The 25,496-nt window shown below is 67.4% G+C and carries 24 protein-coding genes; 3 read left to right on the plus strand and 21 right to left on the minus strand.

Features of this window, described 5'->3' with window-relative positions:
• The first annotated feature begins 47 nt into the window (after positions 1–47).
• Positions 48–1,151 carry an NADH:flavin oxidoreductase/NADH oxidase gene (locus CAL12_RS13510; protein WP_086064915.1) on the plus strand — a complete coding sequence of 368 codons (1,104 nt, stop codon included), beginning with the start codon at positions 48–50 and terminating at the stop codon, positions 1,149–1,151.
• 53 nt (positions 1,152–1,204) lie between these two features.
• Here CAL12_RS13510 and CAL12_RS13515 read toward each other — a convergent pair whose 3' ends face one another.
• Entirely contained in the window at positions 1,205–2,440 is a 1,236-nt protein-coding gene (locus CAL12_RS13515) for an MFS transporter (RefSeq protein WP_086064916.1), read from the minus strand.
• 182 nt (positions 2,441–2,622) lie between these two features.
• On the opposite strand from CAL12_RS13515, the gene CAL12_RS13520 reads away from it, so the two are divergent.
• Entirely contained in the window at positions 2,623–3,558 is a 936-nt protein-coding gene (locus CAL12_RS13520) for a LysR family transcriptional regulator (protein WP_086067865.1), read from the plus strand.
• Between the two features lie 13 nt (positions 3,559–3,571).
• On the opposite strand, the gene CAL12_RS13525 is transcribed toward CAL12_RS13520, so the two are convergent.
• The 14 genes from CAL12_RS13525 to CAL12_RS13590 form a co-directional block, all read right to left on the minus strand.
• Positions 3,572–5,080: a carotenoid oxygenase family protein gene (locus CAL12_RS13525; protein WP_086064917.1), complete on the minus strand. Its 1,509-nt coding sequence runs from the start codon at positions 5,078–5,080 to the stop codon at positions 3,572–3,574.
• 98 nt (positions 5,081–5,178) lie between these two features.
• On the minus strand, positions 5,179–5,856 hold the full coding sequence (locus tag CAL12_RS13530; protein ID WP_086064918.1) for a glycosyltransferase: 678 nt from the start codon (positions 5,854–5,856) through the stop codon (positions 5,179–5,181).
• Positions 5,853–6,437: a class I SAM-dependent DNA methyltransferase gene (locus CAL12_RS13535; protein ID WP_086064919.1), complete on the minus strand. Its 585-nt coding sequence runs from the start codon at positions 6,435–6,437 to the stop codon at positions 5,853–5,855. Before CAL12_RS13535 ends, CAL12_RS13530 begins: the two co-directional genes overlap by 4 nt.
• The gene (locus CAL12_RS13540; protein WP_086064920.1) at positions 6,434–7,192 is read right to left on the minus strand and encodes a PIG-L deacetylase family protein; all 759 of its coding nucleotides are present in this window, start codon (positions 7,190–7,192) and stop codon (positions 6,434–6,436) included. The genes CAL12_RS13535 and CAL12_RS13540 overlap by 4 nt, the downstream gene beginning before the upstream one ends.
• Entirely contained in the window at positions 7,180–8,262 is a 1,083-nt protein-coding gene (locus CAL12_RS13545; protein WP_086064921.1) for an acyl-CoA dehydrogenase family protein, read from the minus strand. The genes CAL12_RS13540 and CAL12_RS13545 overlap by 13 nt, the downstream gene beginning before the upstream one ends.
• 93 nt (positions 8,263–8,355) lie before the next feature.
• Positions 8,356–9,333: a Bug family tripartite tricarboxylate transporter substrate binding protein gene (locus CAL12_RS13550; RefSeq protein ID WP_086064922.1), complete on the minus strand. Its 978-nt coding sequence runs from the start codon at positions 9,331–9,333 to the stop codon at positions 8,356–8,358.
• 1 nt (position 9,334) lies between these two features.
• Complete coding sequence (locus CAL12_RS13555) at positions 9,335–10,372, minus strand: uroporphyrinogen decarboxylase family protein (protein ID WP_086064923.1); 1,038 nt, start codon at positions 10,370–10,372, stop codon at positions 9,335–9,337.
• 100 nt (positions 10,373–10,472) lie between these two features.
• A complete protein-coding gene (locus CAL12_RS13560) occupies positions 10,473–11,372 on the minus strand; it encodes a dioxygenase family protein (RefSeq protein WP_086064924.1) in 900 nt (299 codons plus the stop codon).
• 26 nt (positions 11,373–11,398) lie between these two features.
• A complete protein-coding gene (gene oxlT, locus CAL12_RS13565; RefSeq protein ID WP_086064925.1) occupies positions 11,399–12,703 on the minus strand; it encodes an oxalate/formate MFS antiporter in 1,305 nt (434 codons plus the stop codon).
• 171 nt (positions 12,704–12,874) lie between these two features.
• A complete protein-coding gene (locus CAL12_RS13570; RefSeq protein ID WP_086064926.1) occupies positions 12,875–13,828 on the minus strand; it encodes a 2-hydroxyacid dehydrogenase in 954 nt (317 codons plus the stop codon).
• 78 nt (positions 13,829–13,906) lie between these two features.
• Positions 13,907–14,872 carry a tripartite tricarboxylate transporter substrate binding protein gene (locus tag CAL12_RS13575; RefSeq protein ID WP_086064927.1) on the minus strand — a complete coding sequence of 322 codons (966 nt, stop codon included), beginning with the start codon at positions 14,870–14,872 and terminating at the stop codon, positions 13,907–13,909.
• A gap of 84 nt (positions 14,873–14,956) precedes the next feature.
• Complete coding sequence (locus CAL12_RS13580) at positions 14,957–15,538, minus strand: amino acid synthesis family protein (protein ID WP_086064928.1); 582 nt, start codon at positions 15,536–15,538, stop codon at positions 14,957–14,959.
• Between the two features lie 49 nt (positions 15,539–15,587).
• Positions 15,588–16,475, minus strand: coding sequence for an NAD(P)-dependent oxidoreductase (locus CAL12_RS13585; RefSeq protein ID WP_086067866.1), 888 nt, complete (start codon positions 16,473–16,475; stop codon positions 15,588–15,590).
• A gap of 121 nt (positions 16,476–16,596) precedes the next feature.
• Positions 16,597–17,511, minus strand: coding sequence for a LysR family transcriptional regulator (locus tag CAL12_RS13590; RefSeq protein WP_086064929.1), 915 nt, complete (start codon positions 17,509–17,511; stop codon positions 16,597–16,599).
• 176 nt (positions 17,512–17,687) lie between these two features.
• Between CAL12_RS13590 and CAL12_RS13595 the strand changes: the two genes are divergently transcribed.
• Positions 17,688–18,857 carry a mandelate racemase/muconate lactonizing enzyme family protein gene (locus CAL12_RS13595; protein ID WP_086064930.1) on the plus strand — a complete coding sequence of 390 codons (1,170 nt, stop codon included), beginning with the start codon at positions 17,688–17,690 and terminating at the stop codon, positions 18,855–18,857.
• A gap of 6 nt (positions 18,858–18,863) precedes the next feature.
• Here CAL12_RS13595 and CAL12_RS13600 read toward each other — a convergent pair whose 3' ends face one another.
• The 6 genes from CAL12_RS13600 to CAL12_RS13625 all read right to left on the minus strand — a co-directional run bounded on the left by CAL12_RS13600 (position 18,864) and on the right by CAL12_RS13625 (position 25,466).
• A complete protein-coding gene (locus tag CAL12_RS13600; protein WP_086064931.1) occupies positions 18,864–20,009 on the minus strand; it encodes a 2-methylaconitate cis-trans isomerase PrpF family protein in 1,146 nt (381 codons plus the stop codon).
• A 31-nt stretch (positions 20,010–20,040) separates the two neighbouring features.
• Positions 20,041–21,027 (minus strand): tripartite tricarboxylate transporter substrate binding protein, encoded by a 987-nt coding sequence (locus tag CAL12_RS13605; protein ID WP_086064932.1) that lies wholly within the window; start codon positions 21,025–21,027, stop codon positions 20,041–20,043.
• Entirely contained in the window at positions 21,024–21,542 is a 519-nt protein-coding gene (locus CAL12_RS13610; protein ID WP_086064933.1) for a LeuD/DmdB family oxidoreductase small subunit, read from the minus strand. The genes CAL12_RS13605 and CAL12_RS13610 overlap by 4 nt, the downstream gene beginning before the upstream one ends.
• A gap of 15 nt (positions 21,543–21,557) precedes the next feature.
• The gene (locus tag CAL12_RS13615; RefSeq protein WP_086064934.1) at positions 21,558–22,823 is read right to left on the minus strand and encodes a 3-isopropylmalate dehydratase large subunit; all 1,266 of its coding nucleotides are present in this window, start codon (positions 22,821–22,823) and stop codon (positions 21,558–21,560) included.
• Positions 22,824–22,859: 36 nt separating this feature from the next.
• Entirely contained in the window at positions 22,860–24,362 is a 1,503-nt protein-coding gene (tcuA, locus tag CAL12_RS13620) for an FAD-dependent tricarballylate dehydrogenase TcuA (RefSeq protein WP_086064935.1), read from the minus strand.
• Between the two features lie 96 nt (positions 24,363–24,458).
• A complete protein-coding gene (locus tag CAL12_RS13625) occupies positions 24,459–25,466 on the minus strand; it encodes a tripartite tricarboxylate transporter substrate binding protein (protein ID WP_157792979.1) in 1,008 nt (335 codons plus the stop codon).
• Between the last annotated feature and the right edge of the window lie 30 nt (positions 25,467–25,496).

Genomic DNA, 25,496 nt, shown 5'->3' on the forward strand with positions numbered 1-25,496 from the left:
ACCCATAACGCCCATATCCGACCACGCTCACACACGGAATCCACGGAATGTCCTCGCTATTCACTCCCTTCAAGCTCAAAGACGTCACGCTGCGCAACCGCGTCGCCGTCCCGCCCATGTGCCAATACAGCGCCGAAGACGGCCTGATCAATGACTGGCACCGCGTGCATCTGGCGGGGATCGCACGCGGCGGCGCCGGCCTGGTCATCGTCGAGGCGACGGCGGTATCGCCGGAAGGCCGCATCACGCCCGGATGCACGGGCATCTGGAATGACGAGCAGGCCCAGGCCTTCGAGACGGTGGCGGCCTCCATCAAGGCCGCGGGCGCCGTTCCCGGCATCCAGATCGCGCACGCCGGCCGCAAGGCCAGCGCCAACCGCCCCTGGGAAGGGGACGACCACATTCCGGAAGGCGATCCACGTGGCTGGCAGACGATCGCGCCGTCGGCCGTCGCCTTCGGCGCGGGGCTGCCGAAGGTGCCTCGCGCCATGACGCTGGACGACATCGCCCGGGTGCGCCAGGACTTCGTCGCCGCCGCCCGCCGCGCGCGTGACGCCGGCTTCGAGTGGCTGGAACTGCACTTCGCGCACGGCTATCTGGGCCAGAGTTTTTTCTCGCCGCACTCGAACCAACGCGGCGACCAATACGGTGGCAGCCTGGAAAACCGCAGCCGCTTCCTGCTCGAAACCCTGGCCGCCGTGCGCAAGGTCTGGCCGGAAAACCTGCCGCTGACCGCGCGTTTCGGCGTCATCGAATTCGATGGCCGCGATGAGGAAACCCTGGCGGAATCGATCGAGCTCGTCCGCAACTTCAAGCGCGAAGGCCTGGATATGTTGAGCGTCACGATGGGCTTTTCGACGCCCGCCGCGAACATCCCCTGGGCGCCGGGGCTGCTGTTGCCATATGCGGAGCGTGTGCGCCGCGAAGCGGATCTTCCCGTTTCGTCCGCCTGGGGCATCGACACGCCGGCCCTGGCCGATGGCGCCGTCAGGAACGGGCAGCTTGACCTGGTGATGGTCGGGCGGGCCCACCTGGCCAATCCGCACTGGCCTTACCATGCCGCGCGCGAACTGGGTATCGATCGTCCTTCGTGGACGCTGCCGGCGCCTTACGCGCACTGGCTGGAACGCTATTCGGTCAAGCAGGACTGAGCCGGTCCGGCGCTGACGGTGCCGCAAGCACCGGCCCAGCGCCGGGCCTGGGCTCACGCGGTGGCATCCCGCACGGCAAGGCGCACCGCAGCGGCCGCCCGCAGCCTGAGCAGCAAGGCCAGCAGGGCGGCGCCCGTCGCCACGAACGTGACGCCGGTCCAGCCGAAGTTCGCCAGCGCCATGCTGGCGAGCGCGCCACCCAGCGCCATGCCGACGAAAACGCCTACCATCAGCACCGCGTTGAGCCGGCTGCGCGCCGCATGGTCGATGCCATAGACGATGGTCTGGTGCGAGATCAGCGCGATCTGGATGCCCAGGTCGAAGCCGACAGTGCTCGCGCCCAGCAGCCACAGTGCGCCCGAGGGCGGCAGCATGGGCATGAGCGCCATCGCCGCGAAGGACAGCGTGGTCAATCCCGCGCCCACGCGGCTTACCATGGCAGGGCCGCGGCGGTCGGCCATGCGCCCCGCCAACGGCGCGGCCAGCGCGCCCACGGCGCCCGCGATACCGAACGCGCCCGCCACACCGGGTCCCATATTGAATGGCTCTCCATGCAGCATGATGGCCAGCGTGGACCAGAACGCGCTGAACGCCAGCGACAGCAGTCCTTGCGACAAGGTGGCCAGGCGCAGGGTGGGATGCTTGCGCCACAGCTCGCCAACGGAGCGCAGCAGCGCGCCGTAGGGCAGTTGCGTCGTCGGCGCGAAAGCCGGCAGGCCGCGCCACAAGGTCAGGCCAAGCAGCAGCACGGCGGCGGCGGCCACGTAGAACATCGCGCGCCAGCCGAATTGCTCCGCGACGATGCCGCTGACCACGCGGGACATCAGTATGCCCAGCAGCAAGCCGGTCATGACCGTGCCGACGGTCTTGCCCCGTTGCTCCGGTCGGGCCAGATGGGCGGCCGCGGGTACGATGTCCTGCGCCATGGTGGCGGACAATCCGATGATGAAACTGGCGGCCAGCAGCGCGGCGATGGATGGCGCGACGCCGCTGGACAGCAAGGCCAGGCTGAGGATGGCCGCCTTGACCAGGATGATCTTCTTCCTGTCATACCGGTCGCCCAGCGGCGCCAGGAACAGGATCCCGGCCGCGTAGCCCAGCTGGGTCAGGGTCGGCAGGAAGCCCACGCTCCTGTCGCTGGCGCCGATGGCCGGCGCCAGGACGCCCAGCATGGGCTGGACGTAGTAGAGCGACGCAACGCTCAAGCCGGCGGCGACGGCGAGCAGTAGCAGCAGCGTGCCCGACATCGGGCGGATGTCGCGCTCATGCGCCGATGGAATGGCAGTCATGATGATGTCCGAAAAATGGTGCGGTACGGCATTGTGGCGTCCTGTGGTGGCTGTTGGTAGACGGGGCGGTCGTACATCGGTTATACGGTGTATGCATAAGCACCGACCCAATGACCGAAGCCGATACCGACAGCCGACCCATGGCCCGTACGCCCACACCCACACTGCTGCCCCTGTCCCGCATGCCGGACGCCACCGACAAGGGCGGCTCCGATCGCCTCACCCTGATCGATACCTTCGTGCGCATCGTCAACGCCGGCAGCCTCAGTGCCGCCGCCGAACAGTTGGGCGCGACGCAGCCCACGGTCAGCCGCCGGCTGCAGGCGCTGGAGCGTGCCGTCGGGGTACGGCTGATCCAGCGATCCACCCACGGCATGCAGCTGACCGAAGACGGCCGCCGCTGCTATGACCGAGCGGAAGAGTTGATCGCCTCCTGGCAGGCGTTCGACAGCGAGGTGCGCGGGGCAGGCCAGCAGCCGGTCGGCACCTTGCGTGTCGTGGTGGCCCACGCCTTCGGCCAGCAGCGTTTCGTGGCCCCGCTGGCGACGTATATGAAGCGCTACCCCGGCATGCGGGTGGAATGGCTGCTGCACGACCACATGCCGGATTTCGTCGCCGACGGCGTCGATTGCGCGATCCGCGTGGGCGAGGTCGCCGACGAGTCGGTGGTGGCGATCAAGCTGGGCGATGTCCCCCGCATCATCGTCGCCGCGCCCGAACTGCTGCCCGATGGCTACGCACCGGAACACCCTAGCGAGCTGGCAGGCCTGCCCTGGCTGGCCTTGCGCACCTTCTACCGCGATGAAATCGCCCTGAATCACACGGCCACGGGCGAGACGGTGCGTGTGCCTTTCCAGGCACGCATGTCCACCGACAGCCTGTACGCCCTGCGCAGCGCCGCCTTGCTGGGCCTGGGCATCGCGGTGGCGTCGACCTGGGTGTTCGAGGAAGACCTGCGCGAAGGCCGGCTGCGCCAACTGGCGCCACAGTGGCGGGCCAGCGCGCTGCCGCTGTCGCTGGTCTATCCCGCCAGCCGCCTGCAACCGCGCAGGCTGCGCGCCTTCATCGACACGATGCGCGAGGAGCTCGGGACGTGGCTGGGGGCACCATCCTCTTGAATCGAGCCACGGCTCACGCCGGCGTCCAACTCCCGTGCAGCCCAGCCGGGACGCGCCGGGGCAGGACCACCGTGGCGACCGGTTCCGCCGCCAGGTTGCGGGCATCCAGGATAATGAAATGCCCGCGCTCGTCGCCTTCGGCATGGACGAAGCTCAGGATGTAGCCATCCGCTTCGCCGCCACCCGCGGGGTCGGCGACGAATACGGGCTCGCAGACCGTCTGGCCTGGCGGGAAGCGGTGCACCACTTTTTCACCGGATTCCAGGTCGTAGCGGGCGATCGCCTCGAAGGCGCCTATCTGTGGCGGGCGATCCGGATAGGGGGCGCGCAGCCCCACGTAACCGTAGCGCGCGCGTCGTCCCAGGTAGGCCTCGTTGATGCGGCCGAACTCGCAGGGCTGGTCGTCGAGCGCCTGGTCATCCACCTGCTTGCTGTCGGCATGTATCGTCAGCCGATGCAGTTCCAGGCGCTTCGACGGGGCGGTCAGGGAGAAGGCGTCGTACCAGGGCACGACCAGCGCGATGCGGTCGCCGTCCTCATATGCGTTGACCGTATGCCAGTTGAAAAAGGGCGGGGCGGGCACCCACTTGATGGCCTCCCTGTCGACCGCATCGCGTGGGATCAGCGCGATCCTTGTGCCCCGGTCCGGTTCCCAGCTGGCCGGCGGGCCCTTGCCGGACAGGTCGAATACCAGCGGCGCGACCACGGCGACGACATACCGTTCAGTGATGGCGACGTCATGGACGATGGCGGGCCAGGGTGCGGGAAAAGCCACGCGCCGGTCCAGTTGGCCGCTGCGGTCGGCGCGCAGATAGCGCATCGTGCTGGTATGCAGGTCGTATTCCACGGACAGCAGTTCTCCTGTCCGTGGATCCGCCTTCGGATGGGCCGACATGAAGCGTGGCAGCGCCCCGCCATAGTCGAACACGCCGACGGTGGCCAGTTCACGGTCCAATTCGTAGGGGGCGCCGCCTTCGTACAAGGCCAGGAAACGCCCGGCGTGGTGCACGATGTTGGTATTGGCCAGATTGGCGTGCGGCGGCGGGCCGAAGGACGTGTTGTAGATGCGGCGCCCGGCTGCCCGTTCTTCGGTCAGCTCCTTCGTCGCCACCCAGCGATTGCGATAACGGACGCGGCCCCGATCGATATAGACCGCGTGGACCATGCCGGTGCCATCGAAAGGATAGGCGTAGTGCGCCGCGGGCTCGAAGGCTGGATTGGGCCCGTTGCGCATGAACACGCCGCTCAGCCCGGCGGGAATCTCGCCCTGCACGGGCAGGTCGCCATCGTCGCGCTCGTCGAAAACCGGCGCGAAGGCGCGGGTGAGGGCAGGGTTGGTGCTGGTCCAGTGCGCCATGGGGCCTTCTCCGGCGGTCTCGGGCGATGCGCCGCCGCCCGCCGCGCTGGCGTACCCCACGGGCAGCGGGAGCGTGGCGGCCGCGATGCCGGCGCCGGCCCGCTTGATGAAACCGCGGCGGCCGCGGGTGGCTTGGTCCTGGCTGCCTGGGTGTGGCGTTTTCATGGTTCCACCTCTCCGGCGACGGGGAAACGGCGCCTGTCGATGGCGCCAGGCGCCGTCAAGTATGCGCTCCTTCGCGGAGAAATTCGCCGCGGAAAGGATTACGCCGCCTTTTCGGCGCTGTCCCAACCCATGCGCAGGGCGGCGGCGAAGCCTTCATCGACGCGGGAGTAGGGGCGGGCGCTGGTCCAGACGCGGGGCCGTGCGCTCCAGGCGATGGCCTCGCCAGCGCGTTCGAGTCGCTCGACCAGGTCGCGGTCCTCATGGCAGGTCAACGAACGGAAGCCGCCGGCGCGCAGGTAGGCCGCGCTGGCGATCCCGAGGTTGGCGCCGTGTATATGCCGGTGGCCATCGCGATCCCGGTAGTTGGATCGGAAATGCCATTGGGCGGCAAGCGCCTGCGTCCCATGTGCCGACCAATCCGCCACGCCCACCGTTCCGCATACCGCCGCGGCATCCAGCGCGAGCTGGTCCACCAGCCAGGATGGCGAGACCGTCGTATCGGCGTCGGTGAACGCCAGCCACCTGGCGCCGGCTGCGATCAGGAAGTCCGCGCCGGCCGCACGCGTCTGCCCGACGTTGCGGCAGTCCACGCGCAGCTGCGCGATACGCCAGGACGCCGCATATTCCGCGGTACGGTCCGTACAGCTATCCAGCACCAGGACCACGGTCACCGGCTCCTCGCGCAATTCCGGATGCGAGGCCGCCGCGCGCACGGAGGCCAGGCAGGCGCTGACGGTGGCCTCCTCGTTGTGCGCGGGTATGCAAACGCCGATCATCGTCCATCCTTTTCCGGTTTTCGCCAGATATCCAGTAGAAAACGTTCGTCCTCGTGGTGCAGGACGCGCGCCAGGCCGCCCAGCGCGTCGATGCGCGCATGCAGCTCGGACGTGGGTTGAAGGCGGTCGTCGAAATCGCGGGTGTAGTGGCACATGACCCATTCGCCGCCGGGCGCCAGCGCGGCTGCGCACCGATGCAGGAAATCGTCCATGTCGTGCGCCGGGATGTAATACGCGAGCTCCGACACCACGATCAGGTCGCAGGTTTCACCGGGCTGCAGCGGCCAGTCGCCGGGCAGCCGGCCGACGTGCCCGCGCACATTCTCCAGGCCGTCCTTCACCATGCATTCCATGCACAGCGCCACTGCCGTTTCCGCGCCGTCGGCCGCGATCACCGAACCGGCGCGCCGTGCCAGCTGCCGGGTCATTTCGCCATTACCGCACCCCAGTTCCAGGATGCGGCCATAGCGCTGTCGCGGCAGCGCGGCCAGCAGCACGGCGCGCTTGCGCTGCTCATACCACGACGTGCGCACGTCCCAGGGATCGGAAGACTGCCTGTACAGCGCGTCGAAGTGGTTCATTGGATCAGTACCTCATAGGGCCGCTCCAGCCTTTCCAGCATGGCGGCGGTCAGCACGGGCGGCTTGCCGGTGGAGGCGTCCGCCTGTAGCTGCGAGCGAAAGCACATCACCGCGCGCCGCCTCAGGACCATCGCATCCACGCCCACGCGTATGGCGAGGGCGTCGTCGGTGGGAAATGCGCCGGCGTCGGGCGTCATCCAATGCCAGGCCCATATCGGCGTTTCCAGGAAGCGGCACGCCCGCGCCCGAGCCGCGCGGAAGGCGGCACGCGATGCAGCCTCGTGGTCCGGATGGCCATCCCACTGCCAGGGCGCGATGACCGTGTCCCGCGGCCTGATGGACAGGGCAAGGCGGGCCGCGATGTCATCCTCGAAGTCCGTCACGCCGCCATCCGGAATGCCGAGCGGATGCCTGGGGGTGCCCGGTGCGATCAGCGCCAGGGCTTGCATGCTTTCGCGCACGCGCTCCCGCGCCAGGCCGGCAGGGTCCCAGAGCGCCGAGCCGGGATGGCTCTGCTCGCCATTGGTGATTGCCCAGATGCATAGCGATACGCCAGCCAGATAGGCCTCGCGCATGATGCCGCCGCAACCCAGGATCTCGTCGTCGGGATGAGGCGCGACGATATGCAGCGTGCCGCCCGGACGTACGAGTTCCGCGGCGTGGCCCTGCCGCAGGGCGCGGCGATCCAGCCAGGCGCGCCACTGCGATTCCGGCGTGCCTTCGCCGTGGATCAGACGGTCGCTCAGAGCGTCCATGGCGTGGCACCCTCCGAGTCGTCGAGCAGTGCCAGGCCATGCGCGGCCAGGTCCCGTTCCGCATGGCTCTGGCGCAGGTAGACGGGCAGGTCGGCCAACAGGCCGGCCAGGGTCGCATCCTTGCAAAAAGGCGCCGGGCCGATGGCGCGCGGGGCGCGCTCCAGCACGGCCAGCGCGGCCTGTTCCACAGCCAGCCGGGAACGCCGCACGGCGCACGCATGCGGTCGATGCGGCGCGTCGTCGATGGCGCGCGCGCAGTCGCGCAATTGCATGCCTGCCTGGGCCAGCACCACGTCGACGGCGCCCAGGTGGGCCAGGGCATGCGCGTCGTCCGGGCGCCGCCGCACGCCGGATCGCAGGGCATCGGCCAATGCGACCGCCGCGCCATACCAGCAGGCCGCCACGCCGGCCGCGCCATGCATGAATCCAGGACGCTCCACGTAGGCGCCCGGCGCGCCTACGAGAACCGCGCGGGCGTGGCGAAACTCGACGTCCACGCTGTCCGTCGGCCCCATGCCGACGGCCTGCCAGCCCCGGTCGCTGATCCGCACGCCCGCGTCATCCATATGGACCGCCGCCAGGCTGGCCTCGCCCCGCGGATTCCAGACACTGACCAAGGCCCGCGTGGCGGCGGCCGCGCCGGAACACCAGGGCTTGATGCCGGACAGGCGCACGTGCCGGCCATCGGCATCGTCCGCCGTGGCGACCACGCGCATGCCGGGAGGCTCGGCGCACCATGTCGCCCATACGTCCTGCGGCTGGACTTCGCTCCAACACCGCAGTTCGTGCAGGATGGCCAGCGCGTCGAGATGGCCTTCAACCAGCTTGGCCAATGGCAGGCTGCGGCGCGCGACATCGGCCAGGATGCGCCAGCGGGCCAATGTGTCGCCGCTGCCGGGAAATGGCACGGTATGGGTCAGCGCGCAGGCCAGGGTCTGGAAAAGGCCGTCGATGCCAGCGGCGTCGCGGGTGCGGCCGGCAGCCTCGCACAAGGCGCCGAGATTGGCCGGGGGCGCCAAAGCCGCGCCGGGGCGCAGGCAATCGGGAGAGGAAATGCTGACATCGAGCATGCGTGCCATCGCCAGGTTGATTGAACGCGACGGCACGGCACAGCAACGCGCATGCCTGGGCAGCCGCTCATCGCGCTGCCCAGGCCGGGGGACTCAATTCACCGTGATATTTGCCGACTTGATCACCTGCGACCAATGCGCGGTATCCCTGGCGACGGTTTCACCCAGTTGCTGCGGGTTCTGGTAATTGACACGCACGCCTGCTTCCTCGGCCGTCTTGATGACGGCGGGATCCTGCAGTCCCTTGCCCAGCGCGGCGCTGATCTTTTCGATCACCGCGTCGGGCGTGCCGGCCGGCGCGAAAAGCGCTACCCAGGCATCCAGCTCGAAACCGGGGAAGCCTTCCTCGGCGGCCGTCGGGACGTCGGGCAGCATGGGATGGCGTGACGCGCCGGCGATGGCGATGGCGCGCAGGCGGCCATTCTGGATATGGCCGATGACCGAGGGCGGCGTGGTGATGAACAGCTGCACGCGTCCCGACAGTACGTCCTGGATGGCCGGGCCCGAGCCCTTGTAGGGCACATGGACCATATCGGTGCCGGTCATCTGCTTGAACAGCTCGGTGCCCACGTGCGGCACCGAACCGCTGCCCTGCGACGCATAGTTGATCTCGCCCGGGTGCGCCTTGGCATAGGCGACCAGCTCCTTCAGGTTGTGGACGGGCAGCGAGGGATGCACCGTCACCACGTGCGGCGATACGGCCACCATCCCGACCGGCTTGAAGGACTCCGCGTTCCAGCGCAGGCCGTTGAACATCGAGGGATTGCCGGCGTGGTACATGGAATACGAGGCCAGCAGGGTATAGCCGTCGGGACGGGCCGCGGCTACCAGCGCATAGGCGATGTTGCCGCTGGCACCGGCGCGATTGTCGATGATGACGGGTTGGCCCAGCGTGGTCCCCATCTGCTCCGTGGTCAGGCGCGCCGCCAGGTCGACGATGCCGCCGGGCGGCACCGGAACGACGATGGTGATGGGATGGTTGGGGAAATCCGGCTGGGCGTGGGCGGGCGTCAGCGCGGTGGCCAGGGCGAGAAGCGCGCCCAGGGACGCGAGCAAGCGGGTGCGGAGCATGTCAGTTGCCACCCGCCAGTTCTTCGCGGACGATCCTGGCGCCGTCGGCCATGGCCTTCATCTTGCCGAATGCGACTTCGCGCGGCAGGTACTTCAAGCCGCAGTCGGGCGCCACGATGATGCGCTCGGGCGGCACATAGGGAAAGGCGCGGCGGATGCGGGCGGCGACGACGTCCGGCGTTTCAACCTCGTTGGTCGAAAGATCCAGCACGCCCAGCATGATCTGCTTGTTCGGCAGCGTTTCGAGCACGGCGCAGTCCAGGTTGGATTGCGCCGTCTCGATGGAAATCTGGTGGGCCGAGCAGCCGCACAGCTCGGGAAGGAAGGAGTATCCGGCCGGTCGCGCATGGATCACCGCCGCGTAGCCGAAGCAGATGTGCACCGCCGTCTTGCCCTCGACGCCTTGCAGGGCGTGGTTCAGGACCTCGATCCCGAACTCGCGCGCCTTTTCGGGACGCGCCTGCATGTAGGGCTCGTCGATCTGCACGACGTCCGCGCCGGCCGCGAACAGGTCGCGGATTTCGGCGTTGACGGCCTCGGCGTAGTCATGGGCCAGCTCCGCCTCGGAGCCATAGAAGTCATTCTGGGCCTGCTGCGCCATGGTGAAGGGGCCGGGCACCGTGATCTTGATCTGGCGATCGGTGTGGGCGCGCAGGAATTCGACGTCGCGCACCTGTACTGCGTGCTTGCGGCGGATCTTGCCGACCACGCGCGGTACCGGATTGGGATGGCCGCTGCGGTCCAGCGCCGTGCCGGGGTTGTCGATGTCCACGCCTTCCAGCGCGGTGGCGAAGCGGTTCGAATAGCTTTCGCGCCGCATTTCGCCATCGGTGATGATGTCCAGGCCGGCGTCCTCCTGGTCGCGGATCGCCAGCAGGGTGGCGTCGTCCTGCGCCTGCTCCAGCCACTCGGGCGCCACACGCCACAATTCCTTGGCGCGCACGCGCGGCGGGAAGCGGTCGCCGAGGCGCTTGCGGTCGATGAGCCAATCGGGCTGGGTATACGAGCCGACCAGCGTGGTGGGAAGCAGCAGGGACATGGAAACTCCGGGAAACAATGCCGAAAATATGAAGAAAGCGCAGACCCCGATTTATATGCGATACAACTTGAAATCGGTTTGTCTCCAACTTGAGCCGATTTCAGGAAGCGCGGGCAGGCGCCAGGCGGAAGTCGTATTCCGCCGTCCAGTACGGCGTGGTCATCTCGCGCCCGTCCGGGGCCCGGCCTGGCGACCGCGGCTGGAATTCGACGATCAGGCTGTCGCGCACGCCGTAGACCACGTCGGACTCGATATATGGGCTGTTGGCGACGAAGATGTGCGTGGTGATGTCCACGTGTCCGGGTGCCGATACCTTGAAGTGGATATGGCCGGGGCGGTTGGGATGCTGGCCGATGCCAGACACCATTTTGCCGACCGGGCCATCCATGGGTATGGGGTAATAGCTGGGGCGGATGGACCAGAAGGAATAGCGGCCTTCCGCGTCCGTGCGCAGGCGCGCCCGCGCCAGCATCTCGGCCTGGCCCTCGATCTGCATGTCGTAGACGCCTTCACCGTCGCCTGACCACACATCCAGCAGCACGCCGGCCATGGGCTGGCCGGAGGTATCGGTAACGCGGCCATGGTAATAGGCGGGCTCGCCGCGCACGCCCTCCGCGATATTGCTGCCAAGTTCGCGTTCCGGCGCGCCTTCCCAGTAGTAGGGGCCTTGCACGGTTGCCTCGGTGGCTGGCGTCGCCTGCATCCCGTCCGGGGCCGCCGCGGAAGCCCTGGCCTGCGCCAGCATGACCACCTGCATGGAAGCGCCCAGGGTATCCGACAACAGGATGAATTCCTGCCGCTTGTCGGTACAGGTCTTGCCGGTGGCCGTCAGGAACTCGATCGCCGCCATCCATTCCTCGGGGGTCAGGTCGACCTCGCGAATGAACTCGTGCAGCTTGGTGACCAGGGTCGTCATCAGGACGCGAAACCGCGGATCGGGCGCCTTGGCGATCCGTTCGAGCACGGTGCGGGTAAGTTGCAGCGGGTCGGGCTGTGACATGAGGTCTCCGTGTGCCTGATAGGGATTCATAGATGGCCGTCGCGCCGCGCCGCCTCGATCCAGCGCACGCGCATCGGCTTGAGGACCAGGATGGCAAGCAGCGCGGCCGCGACGTCCAGCGCGATGATGCAGTGGAAAACGATGTCCCAGGATCGCGTTTTCTCGAACAGCAGGGCGGCGATCGGCCCGCCCAGCACCGAACCGACGGCGGTGGCGATCAGCAGGTAGCCGAAGTTGCGCGCCGCGTGGCGCGTGCCGAAGACGTCCGCCTGCAGCGAAGGAAACAGCGAATAGATCTCGCCCCAGCCGAAGAACACCACCGCCGACAGGACCACGAAGGCCACCGGGTTGGTACCCAGCTTCAGCAGCAGGTAGATGGAAAGCGCTTCCAGCAGGAAGGCCAGCAGCATGGTGGGTTCGCGGCCGATCCGGTCAGACACCCAGCCGAAGAAAGGCCGCGTCAGGCCATTGGCGGCGCGATCCAGCGTCAGGGCCAGCGGCAGCGCGGCCATGCCCAGCACCAGGGTGCCGGACGTGATGCCGAAATGGGAGGCCAGGGCGCCCAATTGCGAGATCGCCATCAGCCCGCCGGTCGCCACCATTGCCATGATGGCGAACATCAGCCAGAACAGCGGCGTGCGCAGCATCTGCCCTGGCGTGTAGCCCATCGGCCCGGCGGCCGGCGGCACCAGTTCAGGGTGCTGCCGCTGCGTGGGGGCGTCGACGCGCTTCATGCCCAGCGCCGACAGCATGATGATGGCTGCCAGGGCGATGCCGAACATCACGAGCGTATCGCGCAGGCCGCTATCGCGCAGGCTCGCCGCGATCGGAAAGGTGGTGACGATGGCCCCCAGGCCGTAGCATCCCGCCACCATGCCGACGGCAAAGCCACGGCGTCGGGGAAACCACTGCACCATCAGTTCGACCACGGCCACGTAGACCCAGCCGGTGCCTATACCCGACAACACGCCATAGGTGACGTACAGCACCGGCAGCGAAGTCACGTAGGCGGAGCTGACCCAGCTAAGTCCGACCAGCAGCCCGCCCAGCGCGACGATGGTGCGCGACGATACGCGCGCCGCCAGCTCGCCGTGCAGGGGCCCGATGCCGCACTGGAAAATGCTGAAAAGCGCGAAGGTCACCTGCAGCGCGGATAGCGATACGCTGAGTGAGGCCTGCATGGGCTGCACGAACAGCGCCCATACGTATTGCGGACTGGAGATCGCCAGCATCGCGATCATGCCCAGGGCCAGCTGCAGCCAGGGCGTGCTTGCGCTGCGTCCCAGCGGCAGCGCGTCCAGGGAGGACGTGGAAGGGTTCGGCGCCGACATGTTGTCTCCCGCGCGGAGGCCTGGAGGACCTCTCGTATCTTGTCAGGGGGGTGTCGGAGCGAAGACTAAACGTTGCGCCTGAATGGCAGAAATGATGAATATCGTCAGTTACCAGTGATGGCATCGATGGATGCCATCACTGCCCGGCTCACCTGGCCCGGTTCACCCGGCTCAGTTCACCCTGGTGAGCAGCGGCTTGCCGGCGAAGTGCGCTTCGGCGTTTTCCAGGAATCGCACCACCGAGGCATGGATCGCCTGCGGAGAGATGCCGCCGACATGCGGGGTGAGCACGGCGTTTTCGAATTCGAGCAGTGGCGCGGGCGGCACGGGTTCGTTCTCGTAGACGTCCAGCGCGACCGCCCGGATGCGCTTGTCCCGCAGGGCGTCGGCCACGGCATCCGTATCCACCAGCGTTCCGCGCGCGACGTTGACCAGCACGCCATCGGGCCCCAGGGCTTCCAGCACCTGCCGGTCGACCGCATGGTAGGTGGCCTTGCCGCCCGGCGCCGCGATGACCAGGAAGTCGCACCAGCCGGCCAGGCCGGCCAGGTCGTCGAACCACCGATAACCGCTATCGTCGTTGCGCGTGCGGCTGTGGTAGCCGATTTCCATGTCGAAGCCGGCGGCCCGCCTGGCCACGGCCTTGCCGATGGCGCCCAGGCCGAAAATGCCCATGCGCCGGCCGGAAACGTGCGGCGGGCGCGGGATGTCGTCGCGCCACAGCCCGTTGCGTACGCCCGCGTTCAGGAAGGGGATGCGTCGCACGGCGGCCAGCAGGATCGCCATGGCGTGGTCGGCGACGGCATTGGCATTGGTGCCGGCGGCGTTGCACACGGGGATGCCGCGGGCGCTGGCCGCCGCCAGGTCGACGTTTTCGTGGCCGACGCCCAGGGTGCAGATCAGTTCCAGCCTGGGTAGCGCGGCGATTTCCGTAGCCAGCAGCCCATTGGTGCCATTCGTCAACACCACCCGGATGTCCTGTCCGCGCGCGGCGATCTGGGCGGTGCCGTTGGCACGGTCCGCCCCCAGGTTTTCATTGGGCGCGTAGATCATCTCGAAGCTTTCCGCCACCAGGGCGCGGTGTTCGTCGGACAGGAATACAAGGACCAGCAGCACGGGTTTCATCGGAAGGAGGTGGCGGGAAGCAGGCGGTAGGAAGGAGGGTAGGAAGGTGGATCGCCAGGCGGCTGGATCGTGGGAGGCTCAATTGACCTGCGCGCCCGACAACCTGACGAGTTTGCCCCATTTTTCGACCTCGGCGGTCAGGACGGTCTTGAACGCGGCTGGCGATCCTTCCACCGGCGCCGAACCCTGTTCGGCGAGTACTTTGCGTACGCCCGCATCCTGGGTGACCTGCCGCAGGGCCTGGGCAAGTTTATCGACGATGGCGGGCGGCGTGCCAGCCGGCGCGAATACGCCGTTCCACAGCACGACCTCGTAGCCGGGCAGGGCTTCGCTTACCGTGGGAACGCCCGGCAGGCGCGGTGAACGTTGGCGCGTCGTCACGGCCAGCGCGCGCAGCTTGCCGCTGTCGATATAGGGCAGCACCTCGACCAGCGGCGCAAACACCGCCTGGATCTGGCCGCCCAGCAGGTCCATGTTGGCGGGTGCGCCGCCCTTGTAGGGCACATGCGTCATCGCGCCGCCGACCATGGAGTTGAACAGCGCGCCGGACAGGTGCTGCGACGTGCCATTGCCGGCCGAACCATAGTTGACCGGCCCCTTCTTCTGGCGCACATAGTCGACGAACTGCGCGAGCGTCCTGGCCGGGAAGTCGTTGTTGACGACCAGCACGTTGGGTATCAGCGCGACCTGCGACACCGGCACCAGGTCCTTGTCCAGGTCGAAGCCCGTGGCCTTGTACAGCGTCACGTTGGTGGCGATGGTGCTGGAGGTCAATAACAGCGTGTAGCCGTCCGGGGCGGCCTTGGCGACGTAGGCGCTGCCGATATTGCTGCCCGCGCCCGCGCGGTTGTCGACCACGACGGGCTGGCCCAGCTCCTTGCCCAGTTTTTCGGCGACCAGCCGTGCGGTCGAGTCGGTGCTGCCGCCCGCCGCGAAGGGGACCACCACGGTGACGGTCCGGCTGGGCCAGTGATCGGCATGCGCCGCGGCGCAACATAACAACGTGGCGGCCGCCAACGACCGCAGGATGGTGCAGGATTTCATGCTTGTCTCCTCGTTTTTTATATGTCGCGGCCACCTGGCGATGGCGGCGGTCCGCCGGGCGCGCCGGCGGAACAGGCCTGACGCTCAGCGCTGGCCGTCGCCCACCGAGATCTGGTCCGCCCGCAGGCCGCCCAGCCGCTCGTGCACGCGGCTGCCCGTGGACATCACCAGCGCATAGAGCAGTTCGTCGGGACGTGGACCATCGATGACGCCAACGTCCATGGACGTGAAATGGCTGCGCACGTAGCAGGCTTCGACGTGATGCATCGGGATGGGCAGCCGCGTCCCCGCGGCGGCCACCACCTTGGACGCCGGCACGATGGACTTGGCCGAGGGCAGGTTGGCGCGCATGGGCCAGCCGCCCGCTTCGTGCCAGATGGCGCCGTGCTCGAGTTCGCCGGCCAGGCCGACGATGGCGCCCTTGCCGTAGGCCTGGATCTGCCCGGCGCCGCCCAGCGCGGCCAGGAGTTCGGGGACCAGTTCCTTGGCCATCTCGCGGGCGCCCTGGCTCAGTTCGGACAGGTCCTCGACGTAGCGGCCGGCGTAGGGATTGTGGATGACCACCGCGATGGAGCCCATCCTGATGGGATCGGTTCGAGGCGGGCCGCCTTCGTGGTAAATGCTTTCGATGTTGAGCAGTTTCTTGCGGATCTTGATGATGGACATGGATACCTCGTGAAGGAAAACAGGGTCTCGGCTTCAGTTCGGCTCGGGGTCAGTCCGGCCTCGCACCGAACTGCGCGCCCGCCCATTGCTCGATGTGGCGGATGGGATAGACGTTGTCCTTGTCGCCGTCGCCCTGGCTGATGGCGAAGGCCAGGAACTGGCGGGCCGCCGGGTTGACCTGCATCGGCACGCCCAGCTTTTCGGCTTCGTCCAGGCACATCTTCACGTCCTTGTGCAGGAGGGCGGTCGTGAAGCGCAAGGGAAAGCTGCGATCGAGCACGCACTGCGGAATGCGTTCCAGCGTGGCGAAGGACCGTCCGCTGGACGCGTTGATCACGTCCAGCATGGTCCTGGCGTCCAGGCCCGCCTTGACCCCATAGACCAGCGCTTCGCAGCTGGCGATCATGCTGGTCGCGTAGAGCGTGTTGTTGATGATCTTCAGGGTCTGGCCCAGGGTAGGGTCGTCGCCCAGGTAGAAAATGTTCTTGCCGATCACGCGCAGCAGCGGCTCCACCGCGTGGAAGGCGGCCTCGGGGCCGGCGGCCATGACGGCCAGCGTGCCTTTTTCCGCGTTCGCGGTGCCGCCGCTCACGGGGGCACCCAGCAGCGCGATATTGCGGCGCCGCAGCAGCGAGTCGACCTCGCGCGTCGCCGAAGGCCCGGTCGTCGAAAGATCGACCACGATCCGTACGGCGCTGCCTTCGGCGACTTCGGCGGCCACGTCGGCCACGATGCCCGGCATGGGCAGGCACAGCAGCACGGTTTCGACTTGCGATGCAAGTTCGGCCGCGCTCGCCGCGACGATCGCGCCCTTGGCCACCAGCCGCTCGCGCGCCTCGGCGCTGCGGTCGTAGACCAGCAGCTCATGGCCCGCGCCCAGCAGCCGCGTGCCGAAATGGACGCCGATATTGCCGACGCCGATCAATCCGATTTTCATGATGCCCATGCCTCCTGGTGGAATCGTTCGACCAGGGATAGTGGCCCCGGTATCCCCAGGATTCTAGGAAGGGCGGGTACGGGCAGCGATTGCTGTTTGTGCGGTGGGGTATGCCTTAGGGTTAATCGATGGCGGCGCGGCGGGCCTCGTCCTCGGCCGCCTGCTCGATCAGCACTTCGATGAATCTGTCCGCATGGGTGCGGCCCGGATCGAACCGGGAACGCACGACGCTGGGCGTCAGCAGGATTTCCTCGGCCAGGGGCAGGACCTGCAGATCGCTCCAGGCCAGGCCTTCGACCGTGAACTCATCGACCATGGCGATGCCGGCCCCGGCGCGCACCAGCGCGCAGGCGCTGTCCGTCTGGTGGATATCGACGCGCGTCTTGATCGTGGCGCCCGCCTTGCGAAACGCCGCCGCGACCAATTGGCCGAAGGGTATTCCGGGATCGTGGGCGATGATCGGGTAACCGGCGAGGTCCTTGATGCCGACGCGATCCTGCCGTCCGAGCTCATGCCCGCGCGGGACGACGCACACCATGCGGCCCTGGGTGAAGGGCGACGCCACCAGATTGGCATGCTCCAGCGGCAGCACGGAAACCGCCAGGTCCACCTTGTTGCTGAGGATCTCCTGCGCCATATGGTTCAGGAGCGTCTCGTGAAAGTGGATGCGTATCCCGGGATGGCGCTTCAGGAAGCGGGTGATGGCGCGGGGCATCAGGCCCTTGCTCAAACAGGGACTGGCGGACACGCTCAGCATGCCCGAAGGGCCTTGCGCCAGGTTCTGCGAAAACTCGTCCACCTGCAATGCGTGCTGGTAGAAGTCTTCCACTTCGCGGAACAGGGCCTCGGCTTCCGGCGTCGGCACAAGCTTGCCCTTGACGCGATTGAACAGCGCCAGCCCCAGCGTCTGCTCGGTATGGGCCACGATACGGCTGATGGCCGGCTGCGACGTGAACAGTAGCCGGGACGCACCGTTGATGGAGCCGGTCAGCATGACGGCTCGAAAAACCTCCATTTGCCGCAGACGGAATTTCACCCGGCCTCCTGGTCGCGTCCTACGATGGCGAGCTCGATGTTAGCGCGCGGGCGCCAGCATGCCCGGGCGTGATCGAAGGATTCCAAAACATTATTTTCCCTTATCCTGGGACGCGCTTAAGGTGGGCTGTCCTGGCCGGGCTCCGCGGCCAGCTACAGCCACGCTTGTGCGTCATCATGATCGATCGCATCGAAATCATCGTCACCGAATTGCCCGTGCGGGTGCAGCGCATCTTCTCCAGCGGCAGCTGGGACACCGGTCCCGCCGGCCACATCCTGGGCAAGCCCGTGCTGGTGCGCATACACGATGACGGCGTGGTGGGCTGCGCGCAGATCCGGCCCATCAGTCCCGGACACTTCCTGGCGGACACCACCCAGAGCGTGGTGTCCACCATCAAGGACATCTATGGTCCGGCTTTGCTGGGCCGGCGGATCTTTGATATCGAAGGCATCAACGAGATGTTCGACATGCGCCTCGCGGGCAATCCGTCGGCCCGCGCGGTGCTGGACATCGCCTTGCACGACGCCATGGGGAAAGCGCTGGGCGTACCCGTGCACGATCTGCTGGGCGGCCGAAACCAGCCACGCATTCCACTGGAATGGTCGGTCAGCCTGGCCGAGGACCCTGCCGCGATCGTGGCCGAGGCCACGCGGGCGGTGCGGGAATTCGGCGTCAAGGTGCTGTGCCTGAAGGCGGCCGACCGGCGCGGCTGGCGCCAGGACGTCAGGCACTTCGAACTGGTGCGCCAAGCGGTCGGCGACGATGTCGTGATCGGGGTCGATCCCAATACAGGTTGGTCCTTGCCTGACGCATTGCGCGCGGTCGAGGCACTCAAGCGCTACGACCTGGGCTATATCGAGCAGCCGATCGCCCGCCGCGATCTGCAAGGCATGGCGGCGATCCGGCGCGCGGCCAATGGCATCCCGGTCATGGCCGACGAAGGACTGTTCACGCTGCAGGACGCCTACGCCCTGGCGGAAGCGCGCGCCGTGGACGCGCTATGCATCAAGCTCTACAAGGTCGGCGGCCTGACGCCCGCCAGGAAAATCGCCGCCGTCGCGGAGGCGGCCAACATCATGCTCAATTGCGGCGGCTTGGCGGTGCAATCGCAGCTGGAGGCCGCGGCCGCCGCGCACTTCTACGCCAGCGTCCCCGCGCGCCGCATGATGGGCGCGGGTGAATTCCTGTTCGGCCTGAATGCCACCGCCCCCGACCCGCTGGTGCCCGAGACCGATTTCGTCGTGCGCGACGGCCACGTCGATGTGCCGACAGGCCCCGGCCTGGGCGTGGTGATCGACGAGGCAGCCTTGCAAAAGCACACGCTGGCGCGCGAGGTGGTCGGCTGACGCCTGCTACCCGCGTATCAGCAGGTTTCCTTCGAACAGGCGCCGCTGGGTGCGGTAGAACCCGCCGCGCACCACGTGCAAGGCGCCGTCCCGCCGCGTCACCTGGGCGGCGACCTTCAGCACCCCCGATGGCATGCCCAGGCGCAGGTCGCCGTCCGCGTCGCCGCCACGGCGGCAAGCCTGATGCACGATGCTGCCCTCGATGCGCGCCGCGGCCGCCAGGCACATCGACACTCCCAGGGGCAGCGCCCGATGGGGCTGGCCATTGGATATCACCCGCGCCATGACGTCCACCTCGTCTCCGTCCACCGGCGTGCCGGACAAGGTCGCGAACGGCGCGGGCGGGGCCACGAAGCCGATGAAGGGAACGGCGGTCCGGGCCGTGGCCTCGGCTTCGTCGCGCGCCAGTCCCATGCGCAGGGATGCCGCCACGCGTATGGCCGCCAGGCGCGCCATCAGCGCCGTGTCTTCCTCGATGGCGGCCGGCGTTTCCTTGCCCGTCAGGCCCAGGTCCGCCGCGCGCAGGAATACGCAGGCATTGCTGGCGTCGACCAGCGACGCCTCGATGGCCTCCCGCCCGGGGATCTCCAGCCGGTCCATCACGTTGCCGGTGGGCAGCAGCGCGCCCGTGGAGGCGCCGCCCGGATCGAGGAAATCGAGGCGCACCGGCGCGCCGCGTCCGTCCACGCCGGGAATCTCCAGGTCGCCATCGACCGCCGCCGTGCCGTCCTCGAGCGCGAAATGCGAGACGATGATCTTGCCGGTGTTGGTATTGTGGATGCGCACGCTGGCCTGGTCGCCGGACGTCCGCACCAGGCCTTCGTCGACGGCGAACGGCCCGACGGCGGACGACATATTGCCGCACAGCGGCTGGAAGTCGACATGCGCCTGCCTGATCAGCACCTGGGCGAATGTGTAGTCCACGTCGGCATCGGCGCGTGTCGGCGGACCCATGACGCAGACCTTGGACAGCGAGGACAGGCCGCCGCCCATGCCATCCAGTTGTCGCCCGTAGGCGTCGGGGCTGCCCATCGCGCCCAGGAAGAGGGGGGCCCAGGCCGACTGCTCGGCGGGCAGGTCGCGCCGGTGCAGCATCAGGCCTTTGCTGGTGCCGCCTCGGACGAAGACCGCGGGTATCCTGCGTTGCTTCATGACGTTCCTGCCACGTTCGGGAGTTGGTGGATCAATCGACGCTGGCGCCGGCCGCCGCCACGGCGACGCGCCACTTGGCGATTTCCGCGCGCAGAAAGGCGGCGAATTCCGCGGGTGTACCGGCGACGACCTCGTTGCCCTGCGCCACCATGCGTCTGCGGAAATCGGCTTCGCTGGAAATGATCGCGACCTGGCGATTGAGCTTCTCGATGATGGCCGGCGCGGTGGCGGCGGGGGCAAGCAGGCCATACCAGGCTTCGGCGTCGTATCCGGACAGGCCCGATTCCGCCACTGTCGGCACATCGGGCAGCAGTGCCGATCGATGCGCGCCGGTGACGGCCAGCACCCGTACGCGGCCGTCGCGCAGCTGCGGCAGCACGGAAACCAATGCGCCCACGTAGACCTGGCAGCGGCCGGCCATCACGTCGTTCAGCGCGGCGATGGCGCCCTTGTACGGCACGTGCGTCATGTCCAGCCCCGCCATCCTGCAAAATATCTCGGGCGCCAGATGGTTCAGGGTGCCATTGCCCGCCGAGGCATAGCTGAGCTGGCCGGGACGGGCCCTGGCGTAGTCGATGAGCTCGCGCACCGTATGCACCGGCAGGTCGCGATTGACGACCAGCGCGTCGGCCACGCCGTTGACCAGGCTGATGGGAGCCAGGTCGCGTACGGTGTCATAAGGCAGCTTCTTGTACAAGGCGGGCGCGATAGCGAAACTGACGTCGGTCATCAGCAGCGTGTAGCCGTTGGGTTCCGCCTTGGCGACGTGCGCGGCGGCCAGGGTCGTGCCGGCGCCGGGGCGGTTCTCCACCACGACAGGCACGTTCCAGGCCTCCGTCATCTTGCGCCCCAGGTCGCGCGCCACGATGTCGGCACCGCCGCCGGGCGGATACACCACCACGATGGTGATCGGCTGGGAAGGATAGTCGCTACCCGAGGCGAGCGCCCGGCACGGCAGCGCCAGGCCGGCCAATGCGAGGCCGGCAAGTTCCCGCAACGCGCGCCGGCGGGCATTCATCCGGCGGCCCCGCCCGCGGCCGCACGGCGCCTGGCCACTTCCGACTTGACCCAGCCGGTGACGCCCCCCAGGGCGATGATTTCCTGGATGAAGGGAGGCATGGGTTCGGCCTGGTATTCCTTGCCGTCCAGGACCACCTTGCCGGTCTTGGTATCGACCTCGATGACCTGCGCCTCCGTGGCCACGGCCGCGACTTCCGGGCTGATCAGGATGGGTAGCCCCAGGTCGATCGCCATGCGGTAGAAGGTGCGCGAGAAGCTGGCTGCGACGATGCAGGCGATACCCAGTGCCTTCAGGCCGAACGGCGCCTGTTCGCGGCCGGAACCGCACCCGAAGTTCTTGCCGGCGACGATCACGTCACCCTCGTTGACGCGGGCGGCGAAGCCCGGGTCCACCTCCTCGAAAATATGCCTGGCCAGGTCGGCCGGATTCAACAGCGACAGATAGCGGCCGGGGACCATCACGTCCGTGTCGACGCTGTCGCCGAGTTTGTGCACCTTGCCCTTGAGTTGCATCGTCGTGCTCCTTGCCTATAGCGCGGCCGGATCCATGATTTCGCCGGCCACGGCGGTGGCGGCAGCGACATAGGAATTGCCCAGGTAGACCTGGGCGCCCGCATGCCCGGCGCGTCCCTTGAAATTGCGGTTGATGGTGGCGAAAGCCACTTCGCCATCGTCCAGCGCGCCGTTGTGGCCACCGAAACACGCGCCGCAGGTCGGCGTGCTGACCGCCGCGCCGGATTCGATGAATTGTTCGATCAGGCCTTCCTGCATGGCCTGCATATAGATCTTCTGCGTGGCGGGCACGATCATGGCGCGCGTGCCGCGCGCGATCTTGCGGCCCTTCAGGATGCTGGCGATCTGGCGCAGGTCCGTGATGGTGCCGTTGGCGCAATTGCCCATGTACACCTGGTCGACGTGCACCCCCTTGAGCTCGCCGACTTCCACCACGTTCTCCGGAGAGTAGGGCTTGGCCACCATGGGCCGCAGCCTGCCCAGGTCGATGTCGTGGCGCGATGCGTACTGCGCGCCGGGATCGGGATTGACCATGCGATAAGGGCGCTTGCAGGTCGCCGCGGCCCATTCCCTGGTGGCTTCGTCAGCGTCGAAGATGCCCGTCTTGGCACCGGCCTCCACCACCAGGTTGCAGACGGCCATGCGCTCGTCGATGTTCAGTTCGGCCAGCCCGGGGCCGCCGAACTCCATGGACTTGTACAAGGCGCCATCCACCCCGATGTCCTGCAGGATTTTCAGGATGATGTCCTTGCCGGTGATGTGCGGCGCCTTTTTACCGTGCAGGTTGAAGCGCATGGACTCCGGCACGCGGAACCAGGTCTCGTCCAGCACCATGATGGCCGCCATGCCGGACCAGCTCATGCCGGTGCCGAAGGCATTGAAGGCCCCGGCGGTGCCCGTATGCGAATCGCCGCCGCCGATCAGGTTGCCCGGGCCGATCAGGCCCAGCTCCGGCGCAAGCGTGTGTTCGATGCCACCCTTGCCGACGTCGTAGAAATGCTCGATACCCTTGTCCTGCGCGAAGCGGCGCATATCGCGCAGCATGCGTGCCCCGGCAGCGCTGGGGGCCGGCGCGAAATGGTCGCAGACCAGTACCACCTTGTCGGGCACGGCAACCTTGCCACCGCCCATGTTGGCAAAGTGGCGGAAGGCCACGGGCCCGTTGGCGTCGTTCAACAGCACCAGGTCGACACGGGCGCGCACCACATTGCCAGGTTCGACCTTGGTCTTGTCATCGATCGCATGCGCTTCCAGAATTTTTTCCGCGATAGTCTGCGCCATGGCGCTGTCTCCTTTCGTTGTTGCCGTGGCGCCGCGCTAGCCCCGTGCGTGCGCGGCATATCGGCCCGCGCTGCCGCCGGCGAGCCTGCCGAACACGGCGCCGCTGGTCAGGCCGCTGGCGCCGGGATAGTTGAAATAGAAGATGCCCCCGACCATCTCGCCGGCCGCGTAGAGCCCGCGGATCACTTCGTCACCGGTGTTCATGACCTCGCCGTCGTTGCTGATCTTCAGGCCGCCGAAGGTGAAGGTCACGCCACAGGTGATGGCGTAGGCCTGGAACGGCGGCTGGTCTATGGTCAGCGCCCAGTTGGACTTCGGCACGGGCAGGCCGCGCGTGCCCTTGCCGTCCTTGATGTTGGGATCGAATCTGACGCCGTCGTCGACCGCCGCGTTGTACTCGTGGATGGTCTTCAGGCAGGCGTCCGGATCGACGTCATCGAGCTTGCGCACCAGTTCTTCCAGGGTGTCGGCCTGCACCTTGGTGACGTGGCGGGTGCGGTATTCGTCCAGCAGCAGGTGGGTCACCTTGGCGTCGTAGATCTGCCAGGCGAACTGGCCCGGCTGTTCCAGGATCAGATGGCCATACTTGGCGTAGGTGTAGTTGCGGATGTCCGCGCCTTCGTCCAGGAAACGCTTGCCCTGGCCATTGACCATGATGCTGAAGGTGTAGCTGTGGCGTTGGAAGTGGGGCGTGATGTCCAGGTCGCCGAAGTCGGTGGCGTAGCGCTCCCAACCGACGGCGTGGCAACCCGACCAGTGGCCGTAGGGCTGCGCGCCGATCTTCAGCGCCATCGCCAGGCCGTCGCCCTGGTTGTAGCGGGTGCCACGCACCTTGGCCAGGTCCCAACCCTTGCCCAGGTAGCGCGTGCGCCACTCGGCATTGGCTTCGAAACCGCCGCAGGCCAGCACCACCGCGCGGGCGCGGATATCCACCATCCGCCCGTCGATGCGGGCGGTCACGCCGGAGACCCCATCCACGTCATGGATCAGGTCGCGCACCCAGGCGTCATAGACGATCCGTACGCCTTTCTTCGCGGCCGCCTTGTACAGGGCCTCGACCAGGCCCGGGCCGCCGCCCCAGGTGTTGAGCGGCGCGCCACCCCAGAACTTGAAACGCCCGTCGGTCTTGTAGGCCTGGCGACCGTAGTTCGGCTGGAACTTGACGCCTTGCGCCTTCATCCAGCGCATGGTCTCGTTGCTGCGCGTCACCAGGATTTCACAAAGGTCCGGATCGGTGCGGTGCTGCGTGATGCGCGCCATGTCGTCGAAGAAATCGCTGTCGGTATAGGAACCGAAGTCGCTGGACGCGATTTCTTCCGGCGTCAGGTCGTCGCACAGCGCGACGATATCGGCCTCGCCGTCGTAGGCGAAACGTACCTTGCCGTCCGTATAGGCACTGTTGCCCCCGCGCTGTTCGAGCGGCGCGCGTTCAAGCAACAGCACCGATGCGCCTTGTTCGGCGGCGGACAGGGCCGCGCACAGGGCCGCGTTGCCGCCGCCGACGATCACGACGTCGTGGATGATGGCTTCTGGACTCATGGATTCTGCCTGCTCGTTTGATGTTCCATCCGGTGCTTCCGTCCGGGGCTACTGTCCGGGGCTTCGGACCGGTATTTCGGGTAAGGGAAAGGGCGGCTAGCGCGCGACGATATGTCCCTGCGCGATCACCTTCGCCCACTTGTCGATCTCGCTGTCGATGTACTTCCTGAATTCCTGCGCGCCGCCGGCATCGGCCGGCTCTATGCCCAGGGCCACCAGTTCGTTCAGCAGCACCTTGTCCTGCAGGCAGGCGACCAGCGCCTTGGTGAGCTTGTCCTGGATGGACTTGGGCGTGCCCGCGGGTGCCACGATGCCGTACCAGGACGAGGCCTCGTAGCCCGGCACGCCGGCCTCGGCCACGGTCGGGACATCCGGCAAGGCGGGGCTGCGCTCGCGTGAACTGATCGCCAGCGGCACCACGCTTCCGTCCCTGGCGTGGCCGATGACGTCGGAAATGGCGCTGAAGGCGACGGGAACTTCACCGGCCATGACGGCGGTCGTCGCCGGCGCACCGCCTTTGTAGGGGATGTGGATCAGCTTGACGCCTGTCATGGAGATGAACAGCTCCATGGCCATGTGAGTGATGTTGCCGACGCCGCCGGAGCCGTAGTCGACCTTGCCCTCGTGCTGCCTGGCGTATTCGATGAGTTCCTTGACCGATTTCACGGGCGCCTTGGGATTGGCGATCAGCACCGAAGGCCCATAGCCGATCAGGGACAGTGGCGCGAAATCCTTGCGGATGTCGAAGGGCAGGGTGCGGAACAACGAAGGCATCGCCACCGTGGCGTTGGCCAGGTACAGCGTGTAGCCATCGGGATCCGAGCGGGCGACGTAGCCCGCGCCGATATTGCCGGACGCGCCAGGCTTGTTGTCGATCACCACGGACGTGCCCAGCACCCGCGACAGCTGTCTTCCGACCAGCCGCGCCACGACGTCCGTGGCGCCGCCCGGTTCGAATCCCGAAATCAGGTGGATGGGGCGGGAAGGGTAGTCGGTCGCCGATTCGGCCGCGGCGGTGGCGGGACCGTTCGTGAACAGACAGACCGCGATCGCCAGGGCGGAGCCGACCCGCCGCGGCCAAGGTATACCTGGCGCGTTGCGCATGTTTTGTCTCCTGTTTGCCGCCGTGTCCGG

This window comes from Bordetella genomosp. 8 (genome assembly GCF_002119685.1).
Lineage (GTDB): Bacteria > Pseudomonadota > Gammaproteobacteria > Burkholderiales > Burkholderiaceae_B > Bordetella_C.

Bases quoted from the DNA above. Each gene is read 5' to 3' on its own strand.
- tcuA (WP_086064935.1), bottom strand. From the start codon at position 24,362: ATGAGTCCAGAAGCCATCATCCACGACGTCGTGATCGTCGGCGGCGGC.
- CAL12_RS13610 (WP_086064933.1), bottom strand. From the start codon at position 21,542: ATGCAACTCAAGGGCAAGGTGCACAAACTCGGCGACAGCGTCGACACG.
- CAL12_RS13535 (WP_086064919.1), bottom strand. From the start codon at position 6,437: ATGAACCACTTCGACGCGCTGTACAGGCAGTCTTCCGATCCCTGGGAC.
- CAL12_RS13550 (WP_086064922.1), bottom strand. From the start codon at position 9,333: ATGCTCCGCACCCGCTTGCTCGCGTCCCTGGGCGCGCTTCTCGCCCTG.
- CAL12_RS13570 (WP_086064926.1), bottom strand. From the start codon at position 13,828: ATGAAACCCGTGCTGCTGGTCCTTGTATTCCTGTCCGACGAACACCGC.
- CAL12_RS13575 (WP_086064927.1), bottom strand. From the start codon at position 14,872: ATGAAATCCTGCACCATCCTGCGGTCGTTGGCGGCCGCCACGTTGTTA.
- CAL12_RS13605 (WP_086064932.1), bottom strand. From the start codon at position 21,027: ATGAATGCCCGCCGGCGCGCGTTGCGGGAACTTGCCGGCCTCGCATTG.
- CAL12_RS13625 (WP_157792979.1), bottom strand. From the start codon at position 25,466: ATGCGCAACGCGCCAGGTATACCTTGGCCGCGGCGGGTCGGCTCCGCC.
- CAL12_RS13540 (WP_086064920.1), bottom strand. From the start codon at position 7,192: ATGGACGCTCTGAGCGACCGTCTGATCCACGGCGAAGGCACGCCGGAA.
- CAL12_RS13585 (WP_086067866.1), bottom strand. From the start codon at position 16,475: ATGAAAATCGGATTGATCGGCGTCGGCAATATCGGCGTCCATTTCGGC.
- oxlT (WP_086064925.1), bottom strand. From the start codon at position 12,703: ATGTCGGCGCCGAACCCTTCCACGTCCTCCCTGGACGCGCTGCCGCTG.
- CAL12_RS13615 (WP_086064934.1), bottom strand. From the start codon at position 22,823: ATGGCGCAGACTATCGCGGAAAAAATTCTGGAAGCGCATGCGATCGAT.
- CAL12_RS13595 (WP_086064930.1), top strand. From the start codon at position 17,688: ATGATCGATCGCATCGAAATCATCGTCACCGAATTGCCCGTGCGGGTG.
- CAL12_RS13545 (WP_086064921.1), bottom strand. From the start codon at position 8,262: ATGCTCGATGTCAGCATTTCCTCTCCCGATTGCCTGCGCCCCGGCGCG.
- CAL12_RS13530 (WP_086064918.1), bottom strand. From the start codon at position 5,856: ATGATCGGCGTTTGCATACCCGCGCACAACGAGGAGGCCACCGTCAGC.
- CAL12_RS13510 (WP_086064915.1), top strand. From the start codon at position 48: ATGTCCTCGCTATTCACTCCCTTCAAGCTCAAAGACGTCACGCTGCGC.
- CAL12_RS13515 (WP_086064916.1), bottom strand. From the start codon at position 2,440: ATGACTGCCATTCCATCGGCGCATGAGCGCGACATCCGCCCGATGTCG.
- CAL12_RS13525 (WP_086064917.1), bottom strand. From the start codon at position 5,080: ATGAAAACGCCACACCCAGGCAGCCAGGACCAAGCCACCCGCGGCCGC.
- CAL12_RS13520 (WP_086067865.1), top strand. From the start codon at position 2,623: ATGCCGGACGCCACCGACAAGGGCGGCTCCGATCGCCTCACCCTGATC.
- CAL12_RS13560 (WP_086064924.1), bottom strand. From the start codon at position 11,372: ATGTCACAGCCCGACCCGCTGCAACTTACCCGCACCGTGCTCGAACGG.
- CAL12_RS13555 (WP_086064923.1), bottom strand. From the start codon at position 10,372: ATGTCCCTGCTGCTTCCCACCACGCTGGTCGGCTCGTATACCCAGCCC.
- CAL12_RS13600 (WP_086064931.1), bottom strand. From the start codon at position 20,009: ATGAAGCAACGCAGGATACCCGCGGTCTTCGTCCGAGGCGGCACCAGC.
- CAL12_RS13580 (WP_086064928.1), bottom strand. From the start codon at position 15,538: ATGTCCATCATCAAGATCCGCAAGAAACTGCTCAACATCGAAAGCATT.